Annotated in this window: 13 protein-coding genes; 5 read left to right on the top strand and 8 right to left on the bottom strand. The window is 43.8% G+C overall.

What is annotated here, in order from left to right; all coding sequences use genetic code 11:
- Nucleotides 1-39 precede the first annotated feature (39 nt).
- Together QEP08_RS07770 and QEP08_RS07775 are read right to left on the bottom strand one after the other, a co-directional pair.
- Nucleotides 40-2721: a valine--tRNA ligase gene (locus tag QEP08_RS07770; RefSeq protein ID WP_285057086.1), complete on the bottom strand. Its 2682-nt coding sequence runs from the start codon at nucleotides 2719-2721 to the stop codon at nucleotides 40-42.
- 59 nt (nucleotides 2722-2780) lie between these two features.
- Complete coding sequence (locus tag QEP08_RS07775; RefSeq protein ID WP_285057088.1) at nucleotides 2781-3242, bottom strand: type I restriction enzyme HsdR N-terminal domain-containing protein; 462 nt, start codon at nucleotides 3240-3242, stop codon at nucleotides 2781-2783.
- Nucleotides 3243-3285: 43 nt separating this feature from the next.
- On the opposite strand from QEP08_RS07775, the gene holA reads away from it, so the two are divergent.
- The 3 genes from holA to QEP08_RS07790 all read left to right on the top strand — a co-directional run bounded on the left by holA (nucleotide 3286) and on the right by QEP08_RS07790 (nucleotide 9702).
- Nucleotides 3286-4311, top strand: coding sequence for a DNA polymerase III subunit delta (holA, locus tag QEP08_RS07780; RefSeq protein WP_285057090.1), 1026 nt, complete (start codon nucleotides 3286-3288; stop codon nucleotides 4309-4311).
- Between the two features lie 88 nt (nucleotides 4312-4399).
- Nucleotides 4400-6961 (top strand): zinc-dependent metalloprotease, encoded by a 2562-nt coding sequence (locus tag QEP08_RS07785; protein ID WP_285057091.1) that lies wholly within the window; start codon nucleotides 4400-4402, stop codon nucleotides 6959-6961.
- Between the two features lie 68 nt (nucleotides 6962-7029).
- Entirely contained in the window at nucleotides 7030-9702 is a 2673-nt protein-coding gene (locus QEP08_RS07790) for an outer membrane beta-barrel protein (protein WP_285057092.1), read from the top strand.
- A gap of 6 nt (nucleotides 9703-9708) precedes the next feature.
- Here QEP08_RS07790 and QEP08_RS07795 read toward each other — a convergent pair whose 3' ends face one another.
- Nucleotides 9709-10938 (bottom strand): carboxypeptidase-like regulatory domain-containing protein, encoded by a 1230-nt coding sequence (locus QEP08_RS07795; protein ID WP_285057094.1) that lies wholly within the window; start codon nucleotides 10936-10938, stop codon nucleotides 9709-9711.
- Nucleotides 10939-10952: 14 nt separating this feature from the next.
- Nucleotides 10953-12359 carry a carboxypeptidase-like regulatory domain-containing protein gene (locus QEP08_RS07800; protein ID WP_285057096.1) on the bottom strand — a complete coding sequence of 469 codons (1407 nt, stop codon included), beginning with the start codon at nucleotides 12357-12359 and terminating at the stop codon, nucleotides 10953-10955.
- Between the two features lie 321 nt (nucleotides 12360-12680).
- On the opposite strand from QEP08_RS07800, the gene QEP08_RS07805 reads away from it, so the two are divergent.
- Nucleotides 12681-13085, top strand: a complete 405-nt coding sequence (locus tag QEP08_RS07805) for an EVE domain-containing protein (RefSeq protein ID WP_285057097.1) — start codon at nucleotides 12681-12683, stop codon at nucleotides 13083-13085.
- 13 nt (nucleotides 13086-13098) lie between these two features.
- Here the strand turns inward: QEP08_RS07805 and QEP08_RS07810 are convergent, their stop codons facing one another.
- The 4 genes from QEP08_RS07810 to QEP08_RS07825 are packed head-to-tail and all read right to left on the bottom strand — an operon-like array spanning nucleotide 13099 to nucleotide 18064.
- Nucleotides 13099-14292 carry a cation:proton antiporter gene (locus tag QEP08_RS07810; RefSeq protein ID WP_285057099.1) on the bottom strand — a complete coding sequence of 398 codons (1194 nt, stop codon included), beginning with the start codon at nucleotides 14290-14292 and terminating at the stop codon, nucleotides 13099-13101.
- A gap of 18 nt (nucleotides 14293-14310) precedes the next feature.
- Nucleotides 14311-14832 carry an acyl-CoA thioesterase gene (locus QEP08_RS07815; protein ID WP_285057101.1) on the bottom strand — a complete coding sequence of 174 codons (522 nt, stop codon included), beginning with the start codon at nucleotides 14830-14832 and terminating at the stop codon, nucleotides 14311-14313.
- Nucleotides 14833-14873: 41 nt separating this feature from the next.
- Nucleotides 14874-16139 (bottom strand): type IX secretion system plug protein, encoded by a 1266-nt coding sequence (locus QEP08_RS07820; protein ID WP_285057103.1) that lies wholly within the window; start codon nucleotides 16137-16139, stop codon nucleotides 14874-14876.
- Nucleotides 16136-18064, bottom strand: coding sequence for an ABC-F family ATP-binding cassette domain-containing protein (locus QEP08_RS07825; protein ID WP_285057105.1), 1929 nt, complete (start codon nucleotides 18062-18064; stop codon nucleotides 16136-16138). The genes QEP08_RS07820 and QEP08_RS07825 overlap by 4 nt, the downstream gene beginning before the upstream one ends.
- Nucleotides 18065-18103: 39 nt before the next feature.
- On the opposite strand from QEP08_RS07825, the gene QEP08_RS07830 reads away from it, so the two are divergent.
- Nucleotides 18104-19141 carry a quinone-dependent dihydroorotate dehydrogenase gene (locus QEP08_RS07830; RefSeq protein ID WP_285057107.1) on the top strand — a complete coding sequence of 346 codons (1038 nt, stop codon included), beginning with the start codon at nucleotides 18104-18106 and terminating at the stop codon, nucleotides 19139-19141.
- Nucleotides 19142-19280: the final 139 nt, after the last annotated feature.

Below are 19280 nucleotides of genomic sequence, written 5' to 3' on the forward strand. Positions count from 1 at the left end.
GGCCGGTAGGCCCCTTTTTCGTTTTATAGTTTAAGATGCTTAGCCCTCCAAAGCCGCAAGGTTTTCTTCAATAATTCTTATCTTGCCTTCTGCATCAGCCTGCTTATTCCTTTCATTTTGGATGATTTCGGGCCTGGCGTTCTGTACAAAGCGTTCATTGCTCAGTTTGGCATTGACCGATTTCAAAAAGCCCTGCAAATAGACGAGTTCCGCATTCAGACGTTCCCTTTCCGCATCTGGATCAATGGCCTCATTCAAATGAATGAAAAATTCATCATTACCGATCATGAAACTCACGGCACCTGGGATCTTGTCATTTACAAGTTCAACCTGACTGATATTGGCCAGTTTAAAGACGATATTTAACCATTTTTCGTAATCCAGTGAAGAGTTTACTTTTATCGCCAGCGGCAATGCTTCTTTTGGAGAGATCTGTTTTGTATTTCTTATGTTCCTCACTTCCGCCACAAGACTTTTGATCACTTCCACCTCTTTGAGTATAGCCGCATCAGCAGTTCCAACTACCGGATAACCAGCAACAATACAGCAGTCCATTTCGTCTTTTTCGCCAAATAGCTCATCGTGCCACAATTCCTCAGTAATGAAAGGCATGAAGGGATGCAGCAATGTTAAGATCTTTTCAAAAAATCCAATGGTTAATTCTAAGGTCCCTGAATCGATTGGGTGCTGATAAACCGGTTTCACCATTTCCAGATACCAGGCACAGAAATCATCCCAGACCAACTTATAAGTAGCCATCAGCGCCTCAGACAAGCGGTACTGTTTAAAGTTGTCTTCGATCTCGGCCAAAGCTTCGTTAAAACGGTTTTCGAACCACGCAATGGCCTGTTGGTTCGGGTTTTCGAGATTCGCATCCACTTCCCAGCCTTTTACCAGGCGGAATGCGTTCCAAACCTTGTTTGCAAAATTCCGTCCCTGCTCACAATAGCTTTCATCGAACATCAGATCATTCCCGGCAGGAGAGCACAGCAGCATGCCGACCCTAACTCCGTCGGCACCATATTTTTCGATCAGTCCGATAGGATCAGGGGAATTGCCCAATGATTTAGACATTTTTCTGCCCAGCTTATCCCTTACTATACCGGTTAGATATACGTTGGTAAAAGGTTTCTGGCCCCTGAACTCGTGTCCGGCCATGATCATGCGCGCTACCCAGAAGAAAAGGATCTCCGGTGCGGTTACCAGGTCATTGGTCGGATAATAATAATTAATATCCGGATTATCCGGATTTTTAAATCCGTCAAATACAGAGATAGGCCATAGCCATGAGGAGAACCAGGTATCCATCACGTCAGGGTCCTGTTTAATAAATGAGGAAAGCTGATTTTTGCAGCCTGTTTGTTCTTCAGCTGTAAATGTGCCGTCCGGATCTTTGAGTTTCAAAAACTCGTTGAGCGCTTCTTCTTTGGTTTTGGCAACCACCCAGTTTCCCTGATTGTCATACCAGGCGGGAATTTGCTGTCCCCACCACAACTGCCGGCTGATGTTCCAGTCGCGTACATTTTCCATCCAGTGGCGGTAGGTGTTTACAAACTTTTCCGGGATCAGCTTCACATCTCCATTCAGCACATCTTCCAATGCAGGTTTGGCCATCTGGTCCATTTTGCAGAACCATTGCATGGACAGCTTAGGTTCGATCACCGCATCTGTACGTTCCGAGAAGCCGATCTGTGATTTATAATCTTCTACTTTTTCAAAATGCCCGGCTTCGTCAAGTAATACGGCAATCTTCTTTCTCGCCGCAAAACGGTCTTCGCCTACCAAAACAACGGCAAGCTCATTCAGTGTGCCGTCGTCATTTAAAATATCTATTACCGGCAGTTTATGTTTAACGCCAAGCTCATAGTCATTCAGGTCATGCGCTGGTGTTACCTTTAAACAGCCTGTACCAAAGTCCATGGTTACATACTCATCCTGGATCACCGGGATCTCCCTGTTGATCAGCGGGACAAATACCGTTTTTCCTTTCAGGTGTGTATAACGTTCATCATTTGGATTGACACAGATCGCTGCATCAGCCATAATGGTTTCCGGCCGGGTAGTGGCAATGGTGATGAACTCCGGTTCTGCCTGATACTTGCTGTCTGCTACTAAATATTTAATATAATAGAGTTTTTGGTTGACCTCCTTACGGATTACTTCCTCATCTGAAACCGCAGTTTTGCCCGCCGGGTCCCAGTTTACCATCCTGATGCCCCTGTAGATCCATCCTTTTTTGTATAAATGGATAAAACTGTCGATCACCGCATCAGACAGATCGTTTTCCATGGTGAAGCGTGTTCTCTGCCAGTCGCAGCTGGCACCAAGCTTTTTCAATTGGTCCAGGATGATCCCGCCATATTTCTCTTTCCATTCCCAGGCATACTTCAGGAACTCTTCCCTGCTGAGGTCTGCTTTGCTGATCCCTCTTTCCTTGAGCATGGCCACTACTTTTGCCTCTGTCGCTATCGATGCATGATCGGTACCCGGTACCCAGCATGCATTTTTGCCCTGCATACGTGCTTTGCGGATCAATACATCCTGAATGGTGTTGTTGAGCATATGGCCCATGTGCAGTACACCGGTCACATTTGGCGGCGGGATTACAATGGTGTACGGTTCACGCTCATCGGGTTCAGAGTGGAAAAAGTTTTTAGACATCCAGTAGCTGTACCATTTGTCTTCGGTTGCTGCCGGATCGTATTTTGTAGAAATGCTCATTATATCAAAAAAAGTATCAGATTGAAATGGCAAAAATAAGAATAAAAAAGATCAATAATCTATAATGAGGTATATTCCGGCAGGTCTTTAACAAAGATAAATTTTTCTTCCTGGTGGTTTATTTGCGCATAACAGTGCATCAGGCCGTTGGTGACGACCAGCCATTTGGTTTTATGTACGGAATTATACCTCGCGGCCTGGTCAAAGGTGGCCTGACTGATCTTCACTGCGGGTGCTTTACATTCAATAACCATAATCCTTTCACCATGCGTGTTAAATATCACGACATCTGTTCTTTTTTGCAGCTTGTTGAGACTCAGGCCGCCTTCTATCTGAATGAGGGATCTGGGAAATTTTTTTTCAAGGATCAGATATTGGATGAAATGCTGTCTGACCCATTCCTCAGGTGTCAGGACCAGGTGCTTTTTACGGATTTCGTCAAAGATAAAGTGCTGGCTATCTTTTAATGTGATCTTAAAAGGATAAGGAGGCAGGTTAAGCGGTCTTGGTGTAAATGACATTTGTGTAAAAGTAGACAAAATTTTTATCTAAGTTTGCCATCATATGAGTGCTGCTGAGATCATAAAAGACATTAAAGCCAGAAAATTTAAGCCTGTTTACCTGCTGCATGGTGAAGAGCCTTATTATATAGACCAGATCATTCATTACATGGAAGACAATGTGCTGAATGATATGGAGAAAGGCTTTAATCAGACGGTATTGTATGGCAAGGATACGGACATGGCTACCATTATGAATGCTTCTAAGCGTTATCCGATGATGTCCGATTATCAGCTGATCATTGTAAAGGAGGCGCAGGACCTGAAATGGGCAAAGGAAACGGAAGGCAGCAGTAAAGAAGCCGGGTTCGTACTCAGTTATTTTGAAAATCCTTTGCCTTCCACCATCCTGGTACTGGGGTACAAGTACGCCAATTTTGACAAGCGCAAGAAGATCTATAAAGCCATAGACAAAAATGGAGTTGTTTTTCAATCGGAACTGGTCAGGGATTATAAGCTGGCAGGCTGGATAGATGACCTCGTCAGGGAAAAAGGGTATAAGATCGCGCCGCAGGCCTCTGCGCTGATGGCTGAATACCTGGGTACTGATCTTTCCAAGATAGAGAATGAGGTGGACAAGCTGATTCTCAACATCACAAAAGAGACCACCATAGATACAGATCTGATCCAGAAAAACATAGGGATCAGCAAGGAATATAACGTTTTTGAGCTGCAAAAAGCACTTGCAGTGAAGAATGTATTGAAATGCAACCAGATCATCAATTATTTTGCGGATAACCCGAAGGCGAATCCAATGGTCATGGTCATGGCCAATCTTAATTCATATTTTTCCAAGATCCTTAAATACCACTACCTGAAAAATAAAGGTGATGCTGCCAAGGAACTGGGCGTGAACCCCTATTTTGTAAAAGATTTTGAGACTGCGTCACGCAGTTACAGTCTTGGTAAAACTTTCGACATCATCAGCCTGCTTAGAGAATATGATTTGAAAAGCAAAGGGGTGGACAGTACCGGAAACGTTGCCGACGGCGAACTGCTTAAGGAACTGCTGTTTAAAATGATTCACTAATGTAACTGTAAAGTTATAGGACATAATTTCTACTCCCGGCTAACTACTGTACATTTGCCGGTAACCAACTAACCACTTATCATTCAACATGAAGAAATCAGTATTTTTTGCAATGCTGGGCATCGTTGCAGCGTCTTTTGCTGTTGCCCAAACAAAGCCTACGGCACCGCCCACCACACCGCCAGCGGCAACAGACACGACAAAGAAAGTTCCCGGAGCTCCTTTTGGCCCGGGTGCTAAGCCACAACCAAAACCTTATGCGCAGGTAATTACGAACAAAGCCGTTACCCGGCGGGGGATGATCACGACGCACAGGCTGGAAGATAAATACTTTTTTGAGATCGCCGATTCAACCCTGGGACGGGATATATTGGTGGTAAGCCGTTTGTCTAAAGCAGGTGCTGAAGTTCGTTCCGCTTCCGGGTATGCCGGAGACCAGATCGGGAGCAGTGTGATCCGTTTTGAAAAAGGACCAAACAATAAGGTATTTATGCGGAAGGTGTCTTACAGGACTTACGGGCCGGACAGTACCACTGCGATGTATCAGAACCTGCAGCGTTCAAATATCCAGGCTATCTCGGCTTCGTTTGCGGTAGCAGCTTACACTCCTGACAAAAAAGGGACGGTGATAGACATGACCGATTACATCAGCAGTGACAATGACATCTTCTACTTTGGTTCGCCGGCGGTCAAAAGTAATTTTAGACTGGGTGCATACATGGCTGACAGGAGTTATATACTGGGTGTGAAAAGTTTCCCGACCAATGTGGAGATCAACGTCGTCAGAACTTATTCACTGGCGCCAGCTCCTGCGTCACCTTTTGGTCCCCCGTCTATCGGCGGCGGTGCAACAGGTTCTGCGACAGTCGAACTGAACGCATCATTGGTTATACTTCCTAAAGTACCGATGAAACCCCGTTTTTTTGATCCCCGGGTGGGATATTTCGCTGTTGGTTATACGGACTTTGATGCAAACCCGCAGGGTGTCAAAGAAATCGAGATCGTAAAGCGCTGGAGACTGGAGCCAAAAGCTGAAGATATCGCCAAATACAAAAGAGGTGAGCTGGTTGAACCCAGGAAACCAATCATATTTTACATAGATCCCGCAACTCCTAAAAAATGGGTTCCTTACCTCATCGCTGGTGTAAATGACTGGCAAAAGGCGTTTGAAAAAGCAGGTTTTAAAAATGCCATTGTAGGTAAGATGGCGCCTACTGCCCAACAGGATTCTACCTGGAGTCTGGATGATGCGCGCCATTCGGCGATCGTGTATAAACCCTCGGAGATCCCCAATGCCAGCGGCCCCAGCATTTCTGATCCGCGCAGCGGAGAGATCATGGAAAGCCATATCAACTGGTACCACAACGTGATGAAACTGGTGCATGACTGGTATATGGTACAGGCTTCGGCAATAGATCCGCGGGCGCAGAAAATGCAGTTCAGCGATGAGCTGATGGGCGATCTGATCCGCTTTGTGTCTTCACATGAGGTTGGTCATACCCTGGGACTGCGCCATAACTATGGTTCAAGTTCTACTGTTCCTTCAGAAAAATTACGTGATAAGGCATTTGTGGAAGCCAATGGTCATACGCCTTCCATTATGGATTATGCACGTTTCAATTATGTGGCGCAGCCTGAAGATAACATCAAGCCCAAAGGTATTTATCCGAGAATAGGAGATTATGATGTATGGGCAATAGAATGGGGATATAAATTGCTTCCTGAGGCCAAAACAGCTCAGGCCGAAGTGCCGGTGCTGAATAAGCTGACTATAGAAAAGCTCAAAAATAACAGGCTGTGGTTTGGAACCGAGACAAATCCAGACGATCCACGTTCACAAAATGAGGATTTGGGCGACAATGCCATGATCTCAAGTGATTATGGTATTAAAAATCTAAAAAGAATACTGGTCAAACTACCGGAATGGACGAAATCGGATAATGAAGGTTATAGCAATTTAAGCACCATGTATGGTGAAATTGCCAATCAGTTCATCCGTTACATGGGGCATGTAGCCAAAAATATCGGGGGTGTATTTGAAACGCCTAAAACTGTGGAACAGCCTGGTACTGTATATGCCCGCACTACCGCTGCGCGCCAGCAAGAGGCAATGGCGTTTTTGGATAAAAATTTATTTACTACCCCTGTATGGTTATTAAATCAGCCAATACTTGATAACATCGGCCAGAGTTCTGTAGATGTGATCAATAAAGTCCAGGCTCCGGCACTCAGCAGACTAATCAGTACGAGCACGTTGACCAAGCTGATTGCTGCAGAGGCTGCGGATGGCGCTGCTGCTTACAAAATCACAGATTTGTTTACTGACATCCAGGGCTCCATTTTCAGTGAACTGAAGGCTGGCGCGTCAATTGACGTATATCGCCGTAACCTGCAAAAAGCATATGTGGAAAAGCTGATTGCGCTTGTAAAGCCAGCTGCTCCCGCACAAACATTGGCGGTTAGCGGAGGTTCATTGAGAAGTGTCCCCAGCAGCACCTCGCAAAACGATGTGATCTCTGTGGTGAAAGCCCAGCTGCACGAATTAAATACTCTGGTAAAGACTGCTTCGGCAAGCGCCGCCGGGATGAGCAAATATCATTTGGAAGACCTTTCAGACCGGATTGATATTGCTTTGAAAAATAAAGATTAACGAAGGGTTTCATGGGTCTGACTGCGATACTGTAACATGTTAATTACGCTAAAAGCCTTTAGCTATGCATGTCGTACTTTTACGGCACACACAAACAACTCATGAAGCTCTTTACCAAATTAGCTTTGCTATTATTATTTGCCACAGGTACATTTTTCAATAGCAAGGCGCAGAATTATGTCGTCAAAGGAACAGTGCTGGATACTGCGGGCCTTCCTTTGCCCGGTGCAGTTGTCAGAATTAAGTGGGGTACGGACAGTTTGGGCATTTCAGCTGGAACCGATGGCAAATTTACCCTCGGCAAAATCAAATCGAAGCAATTTACCTTATCGGCAGCATTCATAGGGTTTCAGACTTTTATTAAACAGTACCTGATCGAAAAAGGCAATACACTGGAGGTTCCTCTGATAAAGTTAATGCCGGAATCCAATACTCTGGATGCAGTAGTGATTTCTGGTGTTCCGCCGGTAAAGGTGATGGAAGATACGGTCAGCTTTAATGCAGCTGCTTTTCCTGTCAGGGCAGGGGATGCGGTAGATGAGGTCTTAAAAAAGCTACCAGGCATAAAAGTGGATAAAGACGGGAACGTCACCAACCAGGGCACTCCGGTAACCAAGATCAGGGTGAACGGAAAGGATTTTTTTGGGACAGATGTCGCTACTGCGATCAAGAACCTTCCTGCGGATATTATCAAAAACCTGCAGTTTATTGATGATTATGGTGATCAGGCCAAGCTGACCGGGATTAAGACCGGTGAGCCCGAGAAAATCCTGAACCTGACCATTCAGGAGGATAAAAAAAAGGGATATTTTGCCAGGGCTTCAGGTGGTGTTGGTAATGCCGACAGGTACAGCACCAGTTTAAGAGGTAACAGCATGAAAGGTGAGCGTCAGATCTCCTTTGATGGAACGGTTGCCAATGCAAATATGCGTGGCGGAGGTGGTGATGGGATTACTACGCGGAATGCGGCTGGTCTGAATTATAAGAATGAATTTAGTACGAAATTGTCGGCAGATGCGGGATATAATTTCACCAACAATAAGAACAATACGATCAGTTCAACTTATACCCAGAATTTTCTGAAGGACACTTTACAGAATCCATATACAAGGCTGGAAGATTCCCGTAACAACAGCCAGAGTGATAACTATAACCACTGGTTTGGCGGTAATTTGGAATATAAAATAGATACGATGAATTATCTTAAAGTGTCCCCGAATTTCTCCTACAATGCCAATAACGGAAGTAGCAATGGGGGTTCCTTAACCTCTCAGAATGACCTGACCACCCGCAGAGCCAGCAGGAATTTCAACAATTCTGACAACCTGAGCCTTAGGACTAACATCTTCTATAATCATAAGTTTTCAAAAAGAGGCCGTAATTTCAGTTTCTGGAGTAGTGTCAATTACAACAATAGCGGAAATTTCAGAGATGTCTACAACGAATATGTGACCATTCGTGAAGTGAGTTCAGATTCCACCCTGCAAAACCAGCTTAACGATCAGAGCACTCGGAATTTCGGGTTAAATGCAGGCGGATCTTATATGGAACCGCTCTGGGCAAAGACCTTCGTCGAGTTCAATTACAACTGGAACCGTTCTGCTACAAACAGCACCAGGGATGTGCATGATATATTAAAAGGCGATCAGGTATTTAACCCTGACCTGAGCAATATTTATGATTATCAGTTTATCACCAACAGAATTGGAGTGAACTACAGGTTCATAGGCGAGAAACTGAATTACACCGTAGGTGTGAATGGACAGCCTGCAGTTTTACGCGGGCAAAATCTGAGTAAGGATGTGACCACCGTCAACAGGACTTTTAATGTGATCCCTTCAGCCAGGTTATCTTATAAATTCTCTAATCAGGAATCTTTTGATATCAATTACTGGGGCAGAAATAATCAACCGGGTTTCTTCCAGTTGCAGCCTATATCTGACAATTCAAACCTCCAGAACATCGTCACCGGAAATCCAAATCTAAATCCCGAATTTATTCACAGTATAAACGCGCATTATAAGCAGTCAGATTGGAATGCGGGACATGTCTTATTCGCCAATATGGCTTATGATAAGACCAATAACAAGATTGTAACGACAAAGGTGCAGGTGCCTGGCTCTGTAAATCAGTTGACCAGTTATACCAATACAGATGGCTTCTATACTTTAAGGGGCGATTATTATTACAGCAAACCTTTTGCGGAGCGGAAGTTCTCTATAGGCTATTCGGGCTGGGGACAATTGAACAACAACGTGGCATTTACGGACAACAACAGGATTGTAGCTAAAAATACGGCATGGAGACAAGAGGCAGAATTTAAAGTAGATATTGAGGATATTGTAAACCTGGAATTTGAAACCTCTTATGCACAGAACATGACGACCTATACGGATACTTCGTTTATAGACCGTAAAACTAACCGGGTTGAATTTCAGCTTGAGGGGCGCAACTACTTCTTTAAAGACCTGACCTTAGGATATGATTTTACGAAGCAACTCAATAACGGTTATGACAATGGCGCGGTAAGGAACCCGACGATATTCAGGGTTTCCCTGGAATACCGTTTCCTCAAGGGGGACATGGGTACGCTTCGTCTGGATGGCTTCGACCTGTTCGATCAGAACTCTGGTATTTCCAGGGATGTGTTTGATAACGTGATCGTAGATAGGCAAGTAAACCGTCTGGGCCGGTATTTTATGCTTTCATTTATTTACAGGGTGCGGAAGTTCGGCGGTTAGGGGTATCTATTTTGGAGAAATATAGTCCATTGGTACCATGTCTGCTACCTTCTCGTAGCCCCAGTATCCTTCAAATAATAAAGAACTTGGGTCAAATACCAGGCCATTCTGATAAAATGCAATAGGGGTTTTTAACTGATGTATGATGGATACCTGGCTGGATGCGAGGTCCATGGGCCTGTTTACTTTATAACTGGCCTGCTTGCTGTACTCTTTTGGCTCTTTTTCAGCAGTATAGATGACATAAAGCTTGTCTGTAAAATTTATCCATCTTAAATTGTTCATTTCTCTTTTTACCAGTGTGTCGGTCAGTACTCCGGCCCGGTTCAGCACATCTATCGAATCGGGTTCTCTTTTTATCCTGTTATAATAAGCCAGGGAGTCTTTACTGCTGGCAGTGATGCTTGCACCCCTGACGGAAATCTGTGAAAATAGTTTGATTTTCTCGCTCAGTATGCTGTCGGGGAGCTTTTTAGGGTTGGGCCTGCCCTGCATCTTATTGATGATAAAGCCGCTGGATTTGGAGATGTTGTTGAATAGTGTAGAAAAAAAATGCTGGGGAGAACCCAGATAGGCATCGTCTCTTGTGCGTTTGTACTGGCGCTGCTTTGATTTGGAGCTAGCAAGGTCTTCAAATGAAGGGTAACCATAATACATGACAAGATTGAGCCTGTCATTCTTTTCAAAATACTTTAGCAAATACTTGATGCGGTAACCCAGCGCTTTGTTTTCAACGATGATAAATTCATCAGCGGAGGCATTTAATATACGGGTATCCCGGTCATAATCAAATCGGATCACATCCGGATTGATGATCTTCGACTTTGCTGCGTTAGGGCTTGTCCCGATAAAATTGGCCTTGAAGATCTCCAACCGCTGTTTCCGGTACGGGTCGGTGCGGATCACCACTTCTTTTAGCTGATTTACATGCTCTTTCATAATGATGTCAACGACTACAGATTTATTGTTGACAATGACATTCACATTTGCGGGCAGGAAGCCGATCATTTGTACCAGTATGTCATAGTTGCCGGGTTTGAGCTGTGTGATGAGGTATTTTCCCTGATTATCGGTCACCGTGCCTTTCTGGTATCCGCTTAATAGCACATTAGCGCCGGGAAGGGTTTCGCCTTTGTGGTCTTTTACGGTACCTGAAATGGAGTAGAACTGCTGAGCAACGGCATTCGGGCCTGTTAGTACTCCGCATGATAAAAAAAGTATGATAATAAATCTCATATATATAAGTAATTTTAATCAAGTGACATATAATCCATCGGCACCATGTCCGCGATCCTTTCGTAAGCGCTGTAGCCTTCAAAGACAACAGCTGCAGGGTTGAAGATCCTTCCGTTTCGATAAAAACGTATAGGAGACTTAAGTCTGTGAATGACGGAGATCTGATAGTTTGAGTACTCCGGTGGTCTGTTGATTTTGAAACTGGAATTCTTGAAATAAGTTTTGTTTTCCTTTTCACCTGTAAAAACAACATATAGTGCATCTGTAAAGCTTATGCGTTTTAACCCTATGGAATCTTGTTTTACCAAAGTATCTCCCAAAATCTCAGTTCTGTCCAGGAGCCGTAAGGTATCAGGCTCTTTGGTGCTGTTTGCTGGTTTATTGGTATTGACTCTTTTTACCAGTTTATTAAGGAGGTAACCCTCCTGCTGATGGCTATTGTTATAGAGGGAACTAAATAAATGCTCTGGTGATCCTTTATAGGCTTCCATTCGCTTCGCCTGATAACGTATTTTATCGCGTTTAGATCCTGTCATCTCTTCAAAATAAGGATAACCGTAAAAATAGACCAGCTTATTTTTCCCGTCCTTTTTGAAAGATCTGAGCAGGTACCTGATCCTGTATCCTAATGCCTTATTTTCAACAACAATGAATTCATCTGTATGGGCAGACAACATCTGCTTTTCCTCGTCATACTCAAAATCAATGACATTTGGATTGAGGATTTTACATTTTAATGCATTGGGAGTTGTTCCTAAAAAGCTTTCTTCAAATACCTTCAGGAATTTGCTTCTGCGCGGGTCTGGTCTGACCACCACTACGTTCAGCAGTTTTATGTTTTCTGTCAGTATAATTTGGGTGTCAACAGATCCGGTGCTAATCAGAAGGCTTTTGTTTGCTGGAAAATATCCTACCATCTGGATCAGCAGGTCATACTTGCCTGCCCTCAGGTTGCTGATCTGGAACTTTCCATGAGTGTCGGCGACTGTTCCGATCTTGTAGCCCCCCAGAAGTACCGCAGCTCCGGGCAGGGCCTGTCCGTCTTTATCTTTGACCGCACCGCTGATTGTATAGGTCTGCGAGACACTGGCAACTTTAGGTTTGGCCTTAATCATAATGATTTTGTCACTAATTGTGTAAGTGAGCGGCATTCCGGCCAGAATTGCGTTCAGCGCCTCGTTAATGTCAGCATCTTTTACAGATATGTTTACCGGTTTCAGGTCTTCTGTCAGGGCATTGTTGTAAAGGAAATCATAGCCGCTCTGTTTTCGTATTTCACCAAAGACAAACTCCAGTTTAACCCTATTGAGCTGGATGTTTATTTTCTGGGCATTGCAGGCATTGCTGTACATGAGGAACAGGAGGAAGACCACAGATCCCGGCGAAAATATCAGGTTGGGGAGTTTTCCTAAATACCCCATTTCAGACAGGCAGTCTTCGTTACCATTAGTTTTTTCCGTCGGTTGGGCAATGAGATTGAGCGTTTCATCAGTTCAACTGGGTTTGTATCTAAAATTAAGATATTTTTTTCAGAATACATTATTATTCTGTATGTCTTACTGGGCATTTTTGTCAATATGTTTTCTAATCCGCACTTGTTTAGTAGCTTTGACGTTGAAAAATAGAACAAATAAAAGGCTTGTTTGGATGGTTTCATAAGATGTTTTTGTCGGCGCTTTTGTCGGCAACTCGAAAATTGACTAAAAACTTGGCTTTTTAAAATACTTTAAACATATAAAATAATGAAACATTGGTTAGTCAAATCAGAACCTTTTAAATACAGCTGGGACAAATTCAACAAGGACGGAAGGACGTTTTGGGATGGAGTGCGCAACTACCAGGCTAGAAATAACCTCAGGGAAATGAGAGAAGGCGACCTGGTTTTGTTCTATCATAGTAATGATGGTAAGAATGTAGTAGGGATTGCCAAAGTCGTCAAAGAATTTTACCAGGATCCGACTACTGATGACGCCAATTGGGTAGTAGTGGACCTGGCTCCTGTGGAAGCGCTAAAGAATCCCGTTTCACTGGAACAAATCAAGGCTGAGGAAAGCCTGAAAGACATTTCACTGGTCAAACAGGGCAGGTTGTCTGTAATGCCGTTAAGGGCGGCGGAATTTGACAAGATCCTGGAAATGGGAAGCTGATCTTTAAAAATAACTACACAGCTTTATGAACTTCTTTTCTTTTTCTTTTGGAAGTCAGCAGTCCTATGCTCATCACGAGGCTTGTACCCAGCACCACCACAAACAAAAAAGGTGTGCCTATTTCAGGTAATTTGATGGCTTCGGGAAGATTGAAATAAAGAAGAATGCTAATTAGTCCCCTGGGCGCAATGAAAATTTCCTGTCCGCTGTTTTCTTTTCTGAATAGTTTTAAATAAACCAGCCGTATCACAAAAATGCTTACCAGCAGGATAAATCCGTTGGCAAGTACAATCTGATCGTCCAGCTGGTGAATATTTATGGTAAAACCAAAGATCACGAAGAAGAAAGTCCTGATGATAAAAGCGCTCTCCGCACTCAACTGATGCAGCTGGGTTAAGTCGGTAGATAGATTCTTATAAATAAATATACCCCTGAACCAGGCGTGGCGTATGGTATCGGCATTGTTTAAAAACAGTCCAAACGAGAGTACCAGGACCAGGGAGGAAAGATGGTAAGACTGGCCGATGGCATATACCATGATCAATATGGAAATGATCAGGAAAAACTTGATGTGGTGAGCAATCTTACCCATTACATACAGCAGCAGGACACATGAGACCACCGATACCAAAAGGATCAGGAAAGTACTTAGCGCCAGTCCCGTAAATGAGGAAACAGAAATATGAGGGTTGGATACAGTAAAATTGAATAATACGATTCCGAGGATATCGGAAAAGGATGACTCATAAATGATGAACTCTTTACTTTTTTTATTTAGCAGCCCTGCTGTTGGTATCGCTATTGCGGAACTGATCACACTAAATGGTATTGCATTTGAAAAACAGGTATGGAAGTCTTTTCCCGTGATCTGGTAAATGATAAAAGTGATGACCGAAACTGTAATAAGAAGGATAACGGCAGCTGAAGCGAATGCGCCTTTGATCACTTTATTTTTGCCGGGATCGTATTTGAGTTCGAGTGAGCCTTCAAACACAATCAGTATCAGACCAACGGTTCCCAGTGCGGGCAGGATCTTTAAAAAATCAAAAGTTTGAACCTGCAGGTTATCTACCAGCAGGCGCAGTCCGATGCCCAGCAATAATAGAAGCATTACAGAAGGTAATTTCGTCTTGCTGGCAACAAGGTCAAATAAGTAAGAAAAAATGACCAGTCCGCTTAAAACGATCAAAGTGGTGTAAGTCGTCATCGAAACTTCTTTTGTTTACTAATCTTTAAAGAACAATGCTTTCAATTCCAGTGCATCATTCGGCTGCATTTTTCCGCTGAGTATCAATCTCAGCTGCCTTCTGCGAAGGGCTCCGTCAAACAAATCTTTTTCTTCCGGCGTTACAGGTTCCAGCTGGGGAACGGGTACCGTCTTTCCTTCCTTGTCCAGCGCCACAAAGGTATAATAGGCCTCATTGGATTTTGCTCTGCTGCCAGAAGGAATGTTCTCTGCCCACACATCCAGCCTTACTTCAACGGAAGTATTAAACGATCTGGTTACTTTTGCCTCGATGGTAATTACATCGCCAAGCTTAATGGGATGTTTAAAAGAAACATTGTCTACAGAGGCAGTCACCACAATACGGTTGCAATGTTTTTGAGCAGAAATAGCAGCCGCAATATCCATCCAGTGCAGTAGTCTTCCCCCCATTAAATTGTTCAGGGTATTGGTGTCATTTGGCAATACCAGTTCATTCATGATGGTATGGGAATCCTCCGGTTTTTTTACTTTTATACTCATAGCGTTGCAAAAGTAACTAATATTGAGGAGAGAAACCTAAACTAGCGCTTCAATGTATTGATATCGCCGTAGCCGATCAGCTCCTCCCAGCGTGAGCCTGGTTTTTTATAATAGGCAAATACCTGGTAGGTATTGCCAGTTTCAAAAAAAGAGCCTTCAAATATCGTCTGATCTATTTTATTCGTCTCTTTATTCAGCCATATGTACTTATAGTCGTACAGACCCTGTTTTAACTTGATGTTGGTGTAGAAGCGTTTTCTGGAGGAATCAAAATGGAGTTTTGAGACTTCGCTGAGCTGATAATCGTTGAAGCGGCCCACTACATAAGCATCGCCGTCCGGGGTTGGGGGAACGGCATTCAGGGTAAAAGCGACATTGGCGTAATCGCTTTCTGTGCCATTGTCCCTGCCGTCCTGATTCCTGATGAAAAAGCTTCCGTTTTCATCTATCTGGTTGCTGTATTTCGCCTTATTGGTGTTGACATCCTGGAACAATATGACATTGACCGCAGTATCTCTGATAATATCCTGTACGTTTTCTGCCTTAAAGCGCAGGCTGCGGATGTCAAACTTCCTGAATTCATTTCCCGCAGGAAAATCATTGCTGTTGAGTTCGTTGTACACCAGTGATCCTGGCTTGATAAACTGAGGCTTGGTATTCAGGATAGCCGTCTGGGGGTTGCCGTTTTGCATCACGACAGCCTTCAGGTCAGTGTAGGGGTTTTGTATGGGTGTTTTATGGAATATTGTAAAGTTGACTTTTTGATGGTTGAAGCGAAGTGATACCTGCGTGCTTGCCACCACGTCAATACCAATATTTACTATCTGCTCCACTACATAAAACCGCTGGGAAATTACCGGTTTTTGTTGATTCCCTTCTTCATAGACCTTTAACAAATAATTGCCTGATATCTTAGGTTTAATCTGGTTATTGGGAAGACTGAGCCGGTAATGCGTATATTTTTGCAGCGTACCAAAGGAATATTTATAATCCGTAATCCGGTCTTCGGAAAGGCTTTCCAGATAATCGAGGATTGACAGTCGTGACGACTTCCAGTCAGATGTGCAATGTTCTACCGTATACCAGTAGTTCTTGCTGCCGCCATTCAGGTCATCAAAAGAAAATATGAGCTGTTCATTCGATTTAAGCGTAATAACCGGTATCGATTGCTCTTTTTGCGCGTTATAGCACTGTACAGTTTTGATATTTGGCTGGTATACCTTGTTGTCGTATACAAACTGCTGGTTCTGTGCCACAGCAATTTGTACACTAAAACACAACAGTAGTATATAACCAGCCTTTATCATTTGCTTTCCAGTTCCATAATCTCAGATGCAAGGCCTTCCCAGCTATTCTGAGCCGCATCCAACTGTTGTTTGGCAACTTTGTATTTGTTGTTTGCTTCGGCAAGCTTACCGGCGTCAGAATAAATAGTCTCATCGGCAAGCAAAGTTTCAATTGCTTTCAGGTTTTCTTCAAAAGCCGTGATCTCCGATTCGATCTTTTTCAGCTGATCGTTCAGTTTTTTCAGTTGCTGCTGCTGGTTTACCGGAGCCGGGGCTGGCGCAGGCTTTTTTTCCTCTACCTTTTTTACTTCCTTGTCCGGCCTAACCGGGATGTTTGAAGGTTTTGCAGGAGGTCTCTTGCTGTTCCATTCCTCATATTCTGCATAAGTCCCCGGATATTCCTTAATGTCCTGGTCTTCAATGAACCAGATTTTGTTGGCTACATTGTCCAGGAAATACCTGTCATGGGAAACCGCAATAAAAGTCCCTTCATACTGCTGCAATGCCTGGATCAGGATATTTACAGATTGGATATCGAGGTGGTTGGTCGGCTCATCCAGGATCAGGAAATTGGAATCAGTGGTCAGCGATTTGGCAAGTGCCACCCTTGATTTTTCACCACCGGAAAGTACCCTTATTTTTTTAAATACATCATCACCGGTAAACAGGAAGCAGCCCAATATACCGCGCAATTCCGTGTCTGTATGTTTAGGCGCAAAAGCCTGAAGTTCTTCCAGTATGGTATTTTCCAGGTGCAGGGATTCCAGCTGATGCTGGGCAAAGAAAGTCGTGGTCACATTGTGTCCGGTCTCGCACGTTCCTTTGAAATCTTCGGTACCCGCAATAATTCTGAGCAAAGTAGATTTACCCTTACCATTGGCGCCGATCAGCGCAATCTTGTCACCCTTTTCAATAACGCCTTCCGCGTTGGCCAGGATGTCAATGTTCGGATAGCTTTTGTAGGCGTTTTCAATCCTGACAACGTGGCGCCCCGAAGGTTTGGAAAACTTAAACTGAAAGTTAACTGTGGGATTATCGTCGTCGACATCTTCCACACGTTCCAGTTTATCCAGCGCTTTCATTCTTGACTGCGCCATTTTAGCTTTGGAAGCCTTCGCTTTAAAACGCTCGATGAGACGTTCCTCTTGTTTGATCTTGGCCTGCTGATTTTTGAATTCTCCCTTCTGGATTTCGCCTCTCAATGCTTTTTCCTCAAGATAGAAGCTGTAATTCCCTGCATAAGGTGTTAGTTTTCCTTTGCGGGATTCTACGATTTTGTTCACCACTTTATCCAGGAAGTACCTGTCATGGGAAACGATCACTATGGCACCTTCAAAACTGCCCAGATAAGTTTCCAGCCATTTGATAGAAGGCAAGTCCATGTGGTTGGTCGGCTCATCCAGCAGTAAAATATCAGGAGTCTGCAACAGGATCTTAGCCAGCATCACACGCATCCGCCACCCTCCTGAAAAGGTATTGAGCGGCCTGTGCTGATCCTGTGTACTGAAACCCAGACCTGCCAGGATCTCATTGGCCCTGTATTCGATGTTGTAACCATCCAGAGATTCAAATTCCTGTTGTTTGTCGCTCAGTTTATTTAAAACCTCTTCTGAATAATCGGTCTCAATTTTCTTTAATAATTCTTCGATTTCATCATGCAGCTGGTTCTGACGCTCAAAAGCCTCCATGGCGACATGTAAAATGCTATGGTGGGAATCGTAAGAAAGCAGATCCTGGTTCAGGTATCCGATTTTTACGTCCTTAGACATAGAAATGTTGCCGGAAGTTGGAGCGTATTCTCCGACAATTATTTTAAGCAATGTGGATTTTCCGGTTCCGTTGGCGCCTATTAATCCAACCCTGTCGCCTGGCTTTATGTGCCAATCTGCTTCGTCGTATAAAGCCCTTGCGCCTATAAGAAATGTTAAGTCGTTTATTGAAATCATTTGGGCGCAAAAATACGTTTTTTTCCTATCTTCGTAGCTATGTATCGTTTGATTAAGCCCATATTCTTCAAATTTGACCCGGAAAAAGTACACTATTTTGTGGTGAAGCGCCTGAAATGGTTTCATGATCACTTTCCGTTGGGTAGCACAATTCTGAGAGGCAGTTTTGATGTTAACATTAAAGGGCTTGAACGTGAGGTGTTTGGCATTAAATTTAAAAACCCTGTTGGCCTTGCTGCCGGGTTTGATAAGAACGGCGAATATATAGAGGCGCTTAGTGATCTGGGCTTTGGATTCATCGAGGTCGGTACGGTTACCCCATTACCCCAGCCGGGTAATGATAAGCCGCGAATGTTTAGACTTGAGGCAGACAGTGCGCTCATTAACCGGATGGGTTTCAACAATAAAGGGGTAGATACATTAGCAGAACGCCTGAGATTGCTGCGGTCAAAGAACACTGACATTGTCATAGGCGGGAATATCGGTAAGAACAAAAGTACACCTAACGACCAGGCTACCAGCGATTACATCAAGTGCTTCGACAGGCTTTTTGACGTAGTGGATTATTTCGTGGTTAACGTGAGCTCACCCAATACGCCCGGGCTGCGTGAACTGCAGGAAAAGGGGCCGCTCACGGAGCTTTTAAATACCCTCCAGCAACGCAATGATATCAATGGGATATCCCGGCCAATTCTTTTAAAAATCGCACCTGACCTCACTGATGAGCAACTGGATGACATTGTGGAGATTGTAATGGAAACCAAAATTGCCGGAGTTATTGCTACCAATACCACTGTAGACAGGAATGGACTGTATACACCAGAAAAGCTCAAAAATGAGACCGGCGGGTTAAGCGGCAAACCTTTGACCCTTCGCTCGACAGAAGTGATCCGGTATATTTCTGTCAAATCAAATAACGCATTTCCAATAATTGGAGTAGGCGGTATTCATTCCCCTCAGGATGCAAAAGATAAGCTGGATGCCGGCGCCTCACTGGTTCAGTTGTATACAGGCTTTATCTATGAAGGTCCGGGCCTGATCAAAGCCATCTGCAAAGAGCTGGTCAAAAAAGCTTAGTGCTTTTGAAATTAAATGCCTGTTAAGTATATCGGGCAAGCGGCTTCAGTCCTTTTAATATGTATGTTATTAATTCTGCTGACCTATTTGAGTAAATTGAAGGCGCTGTGAAAAAGACTGGCCTGGATTTGGTTTGAAA

This window comes from Pedobacter ginsengisoli (assembly GCF_030244015.1).
Classification (GTDB): Bacteria; Bacteroidota; Bacteroidia; order Sphingobacteriales; family Sphingobacteriaceae; genus Pedobacter; species Pedobacter ginsengisoli.

Bases quoted from the DNA above. Each gene is read 5' to 3' on its own strand.
- QEP08_RS07770 (WP_285057086.1), bottom strand. From the start codon at position 2,721: ATGAGCATTTCTACAAAATACGATCCGGCAGCAACCGAAGACAAATGG.
- QEP08_RS07775 (WP_285057088.1), bottom strand. From the start codon at position 3,242: ATGTCATTTACACCAAGACCGCTTAACCTGCCTCCTTATCCTTTTAAG.
- holA (WP_285057090.1), top strand. From the start codon at position 3,286: ATGAGTGCTGCTGAGATCATAAAAGACATTAAAGCCAGAAAATTTAAG.
- QEP08_RS07785 (WP_285057091.1), top strand. From the start codon at position 4,400: ATGAAGAAATCAGTATTTTTTGCAATGCTGGGCATCGTTGCAGCGTCT.
- QEP08_RS07790 (WP_285057092.1), top strand. From the start codon at position 7,030: ATGTCGTACTTTTACGGCACACACAAACAACTCATGAAGCTCTTTACC.
- QEP08_RS07795 (WP_285057094.1), bottom strand. From the start codon at position 10,938: ATGAGATTTATTATCATACTTTTTTTATCATGCGGAGTACTAACAGGC.
- QEP08_RS07800 (WP_285057096.1), bottom strand. From the start codon at position 12,359: ATGGGGTATTTAGGAAAACTCCCCAACCTGATATTTTCGCCGGGATCT.
- QEP08_RS07805 (WP_285057097.1), top strand. From the start codon at position 12,681: ATGAAACATTGGTTAGTCAAATCAGAACCTTTTAAATACAGCTGGGAC.
- QEP08_RS07810 (WP_285057099.1), bottom strand. From the start codon at position 14,292: ATGACGACTTACACCACTTTGATCGTTTTAAGCGGACTGGTCATTTTT.
- QEP08_RS07815 (WP_285057101.1), bottom strand. From the start codon at position 14,832: ATGAGTATAAAAGTAAAAAAACCGGAGGATTCCCATACCATCATGAAT.
- QEP08_RS07820 (WP_285057103.1), bottom strand. From the start codon at position 16,139: ATGATAAAGGCTGGTTATATACTACTGTTGTGTTTTAGTGTACAAATT.
- QEP08_RS07825 (WP_285057105.1), bottom strand. From the start codon at position 18,064: ATGATTTCAATAAACGACTTAACATTTCTTATAGGCGCAAGGGCTTTA.
- QEP08_RS07830 (WP_285057107.1), top strand. From the start codon at position 18,104: ATGTATCGTTTGATTAAGCCCATATTCTTCAAATTTGACCCGGAAAAA.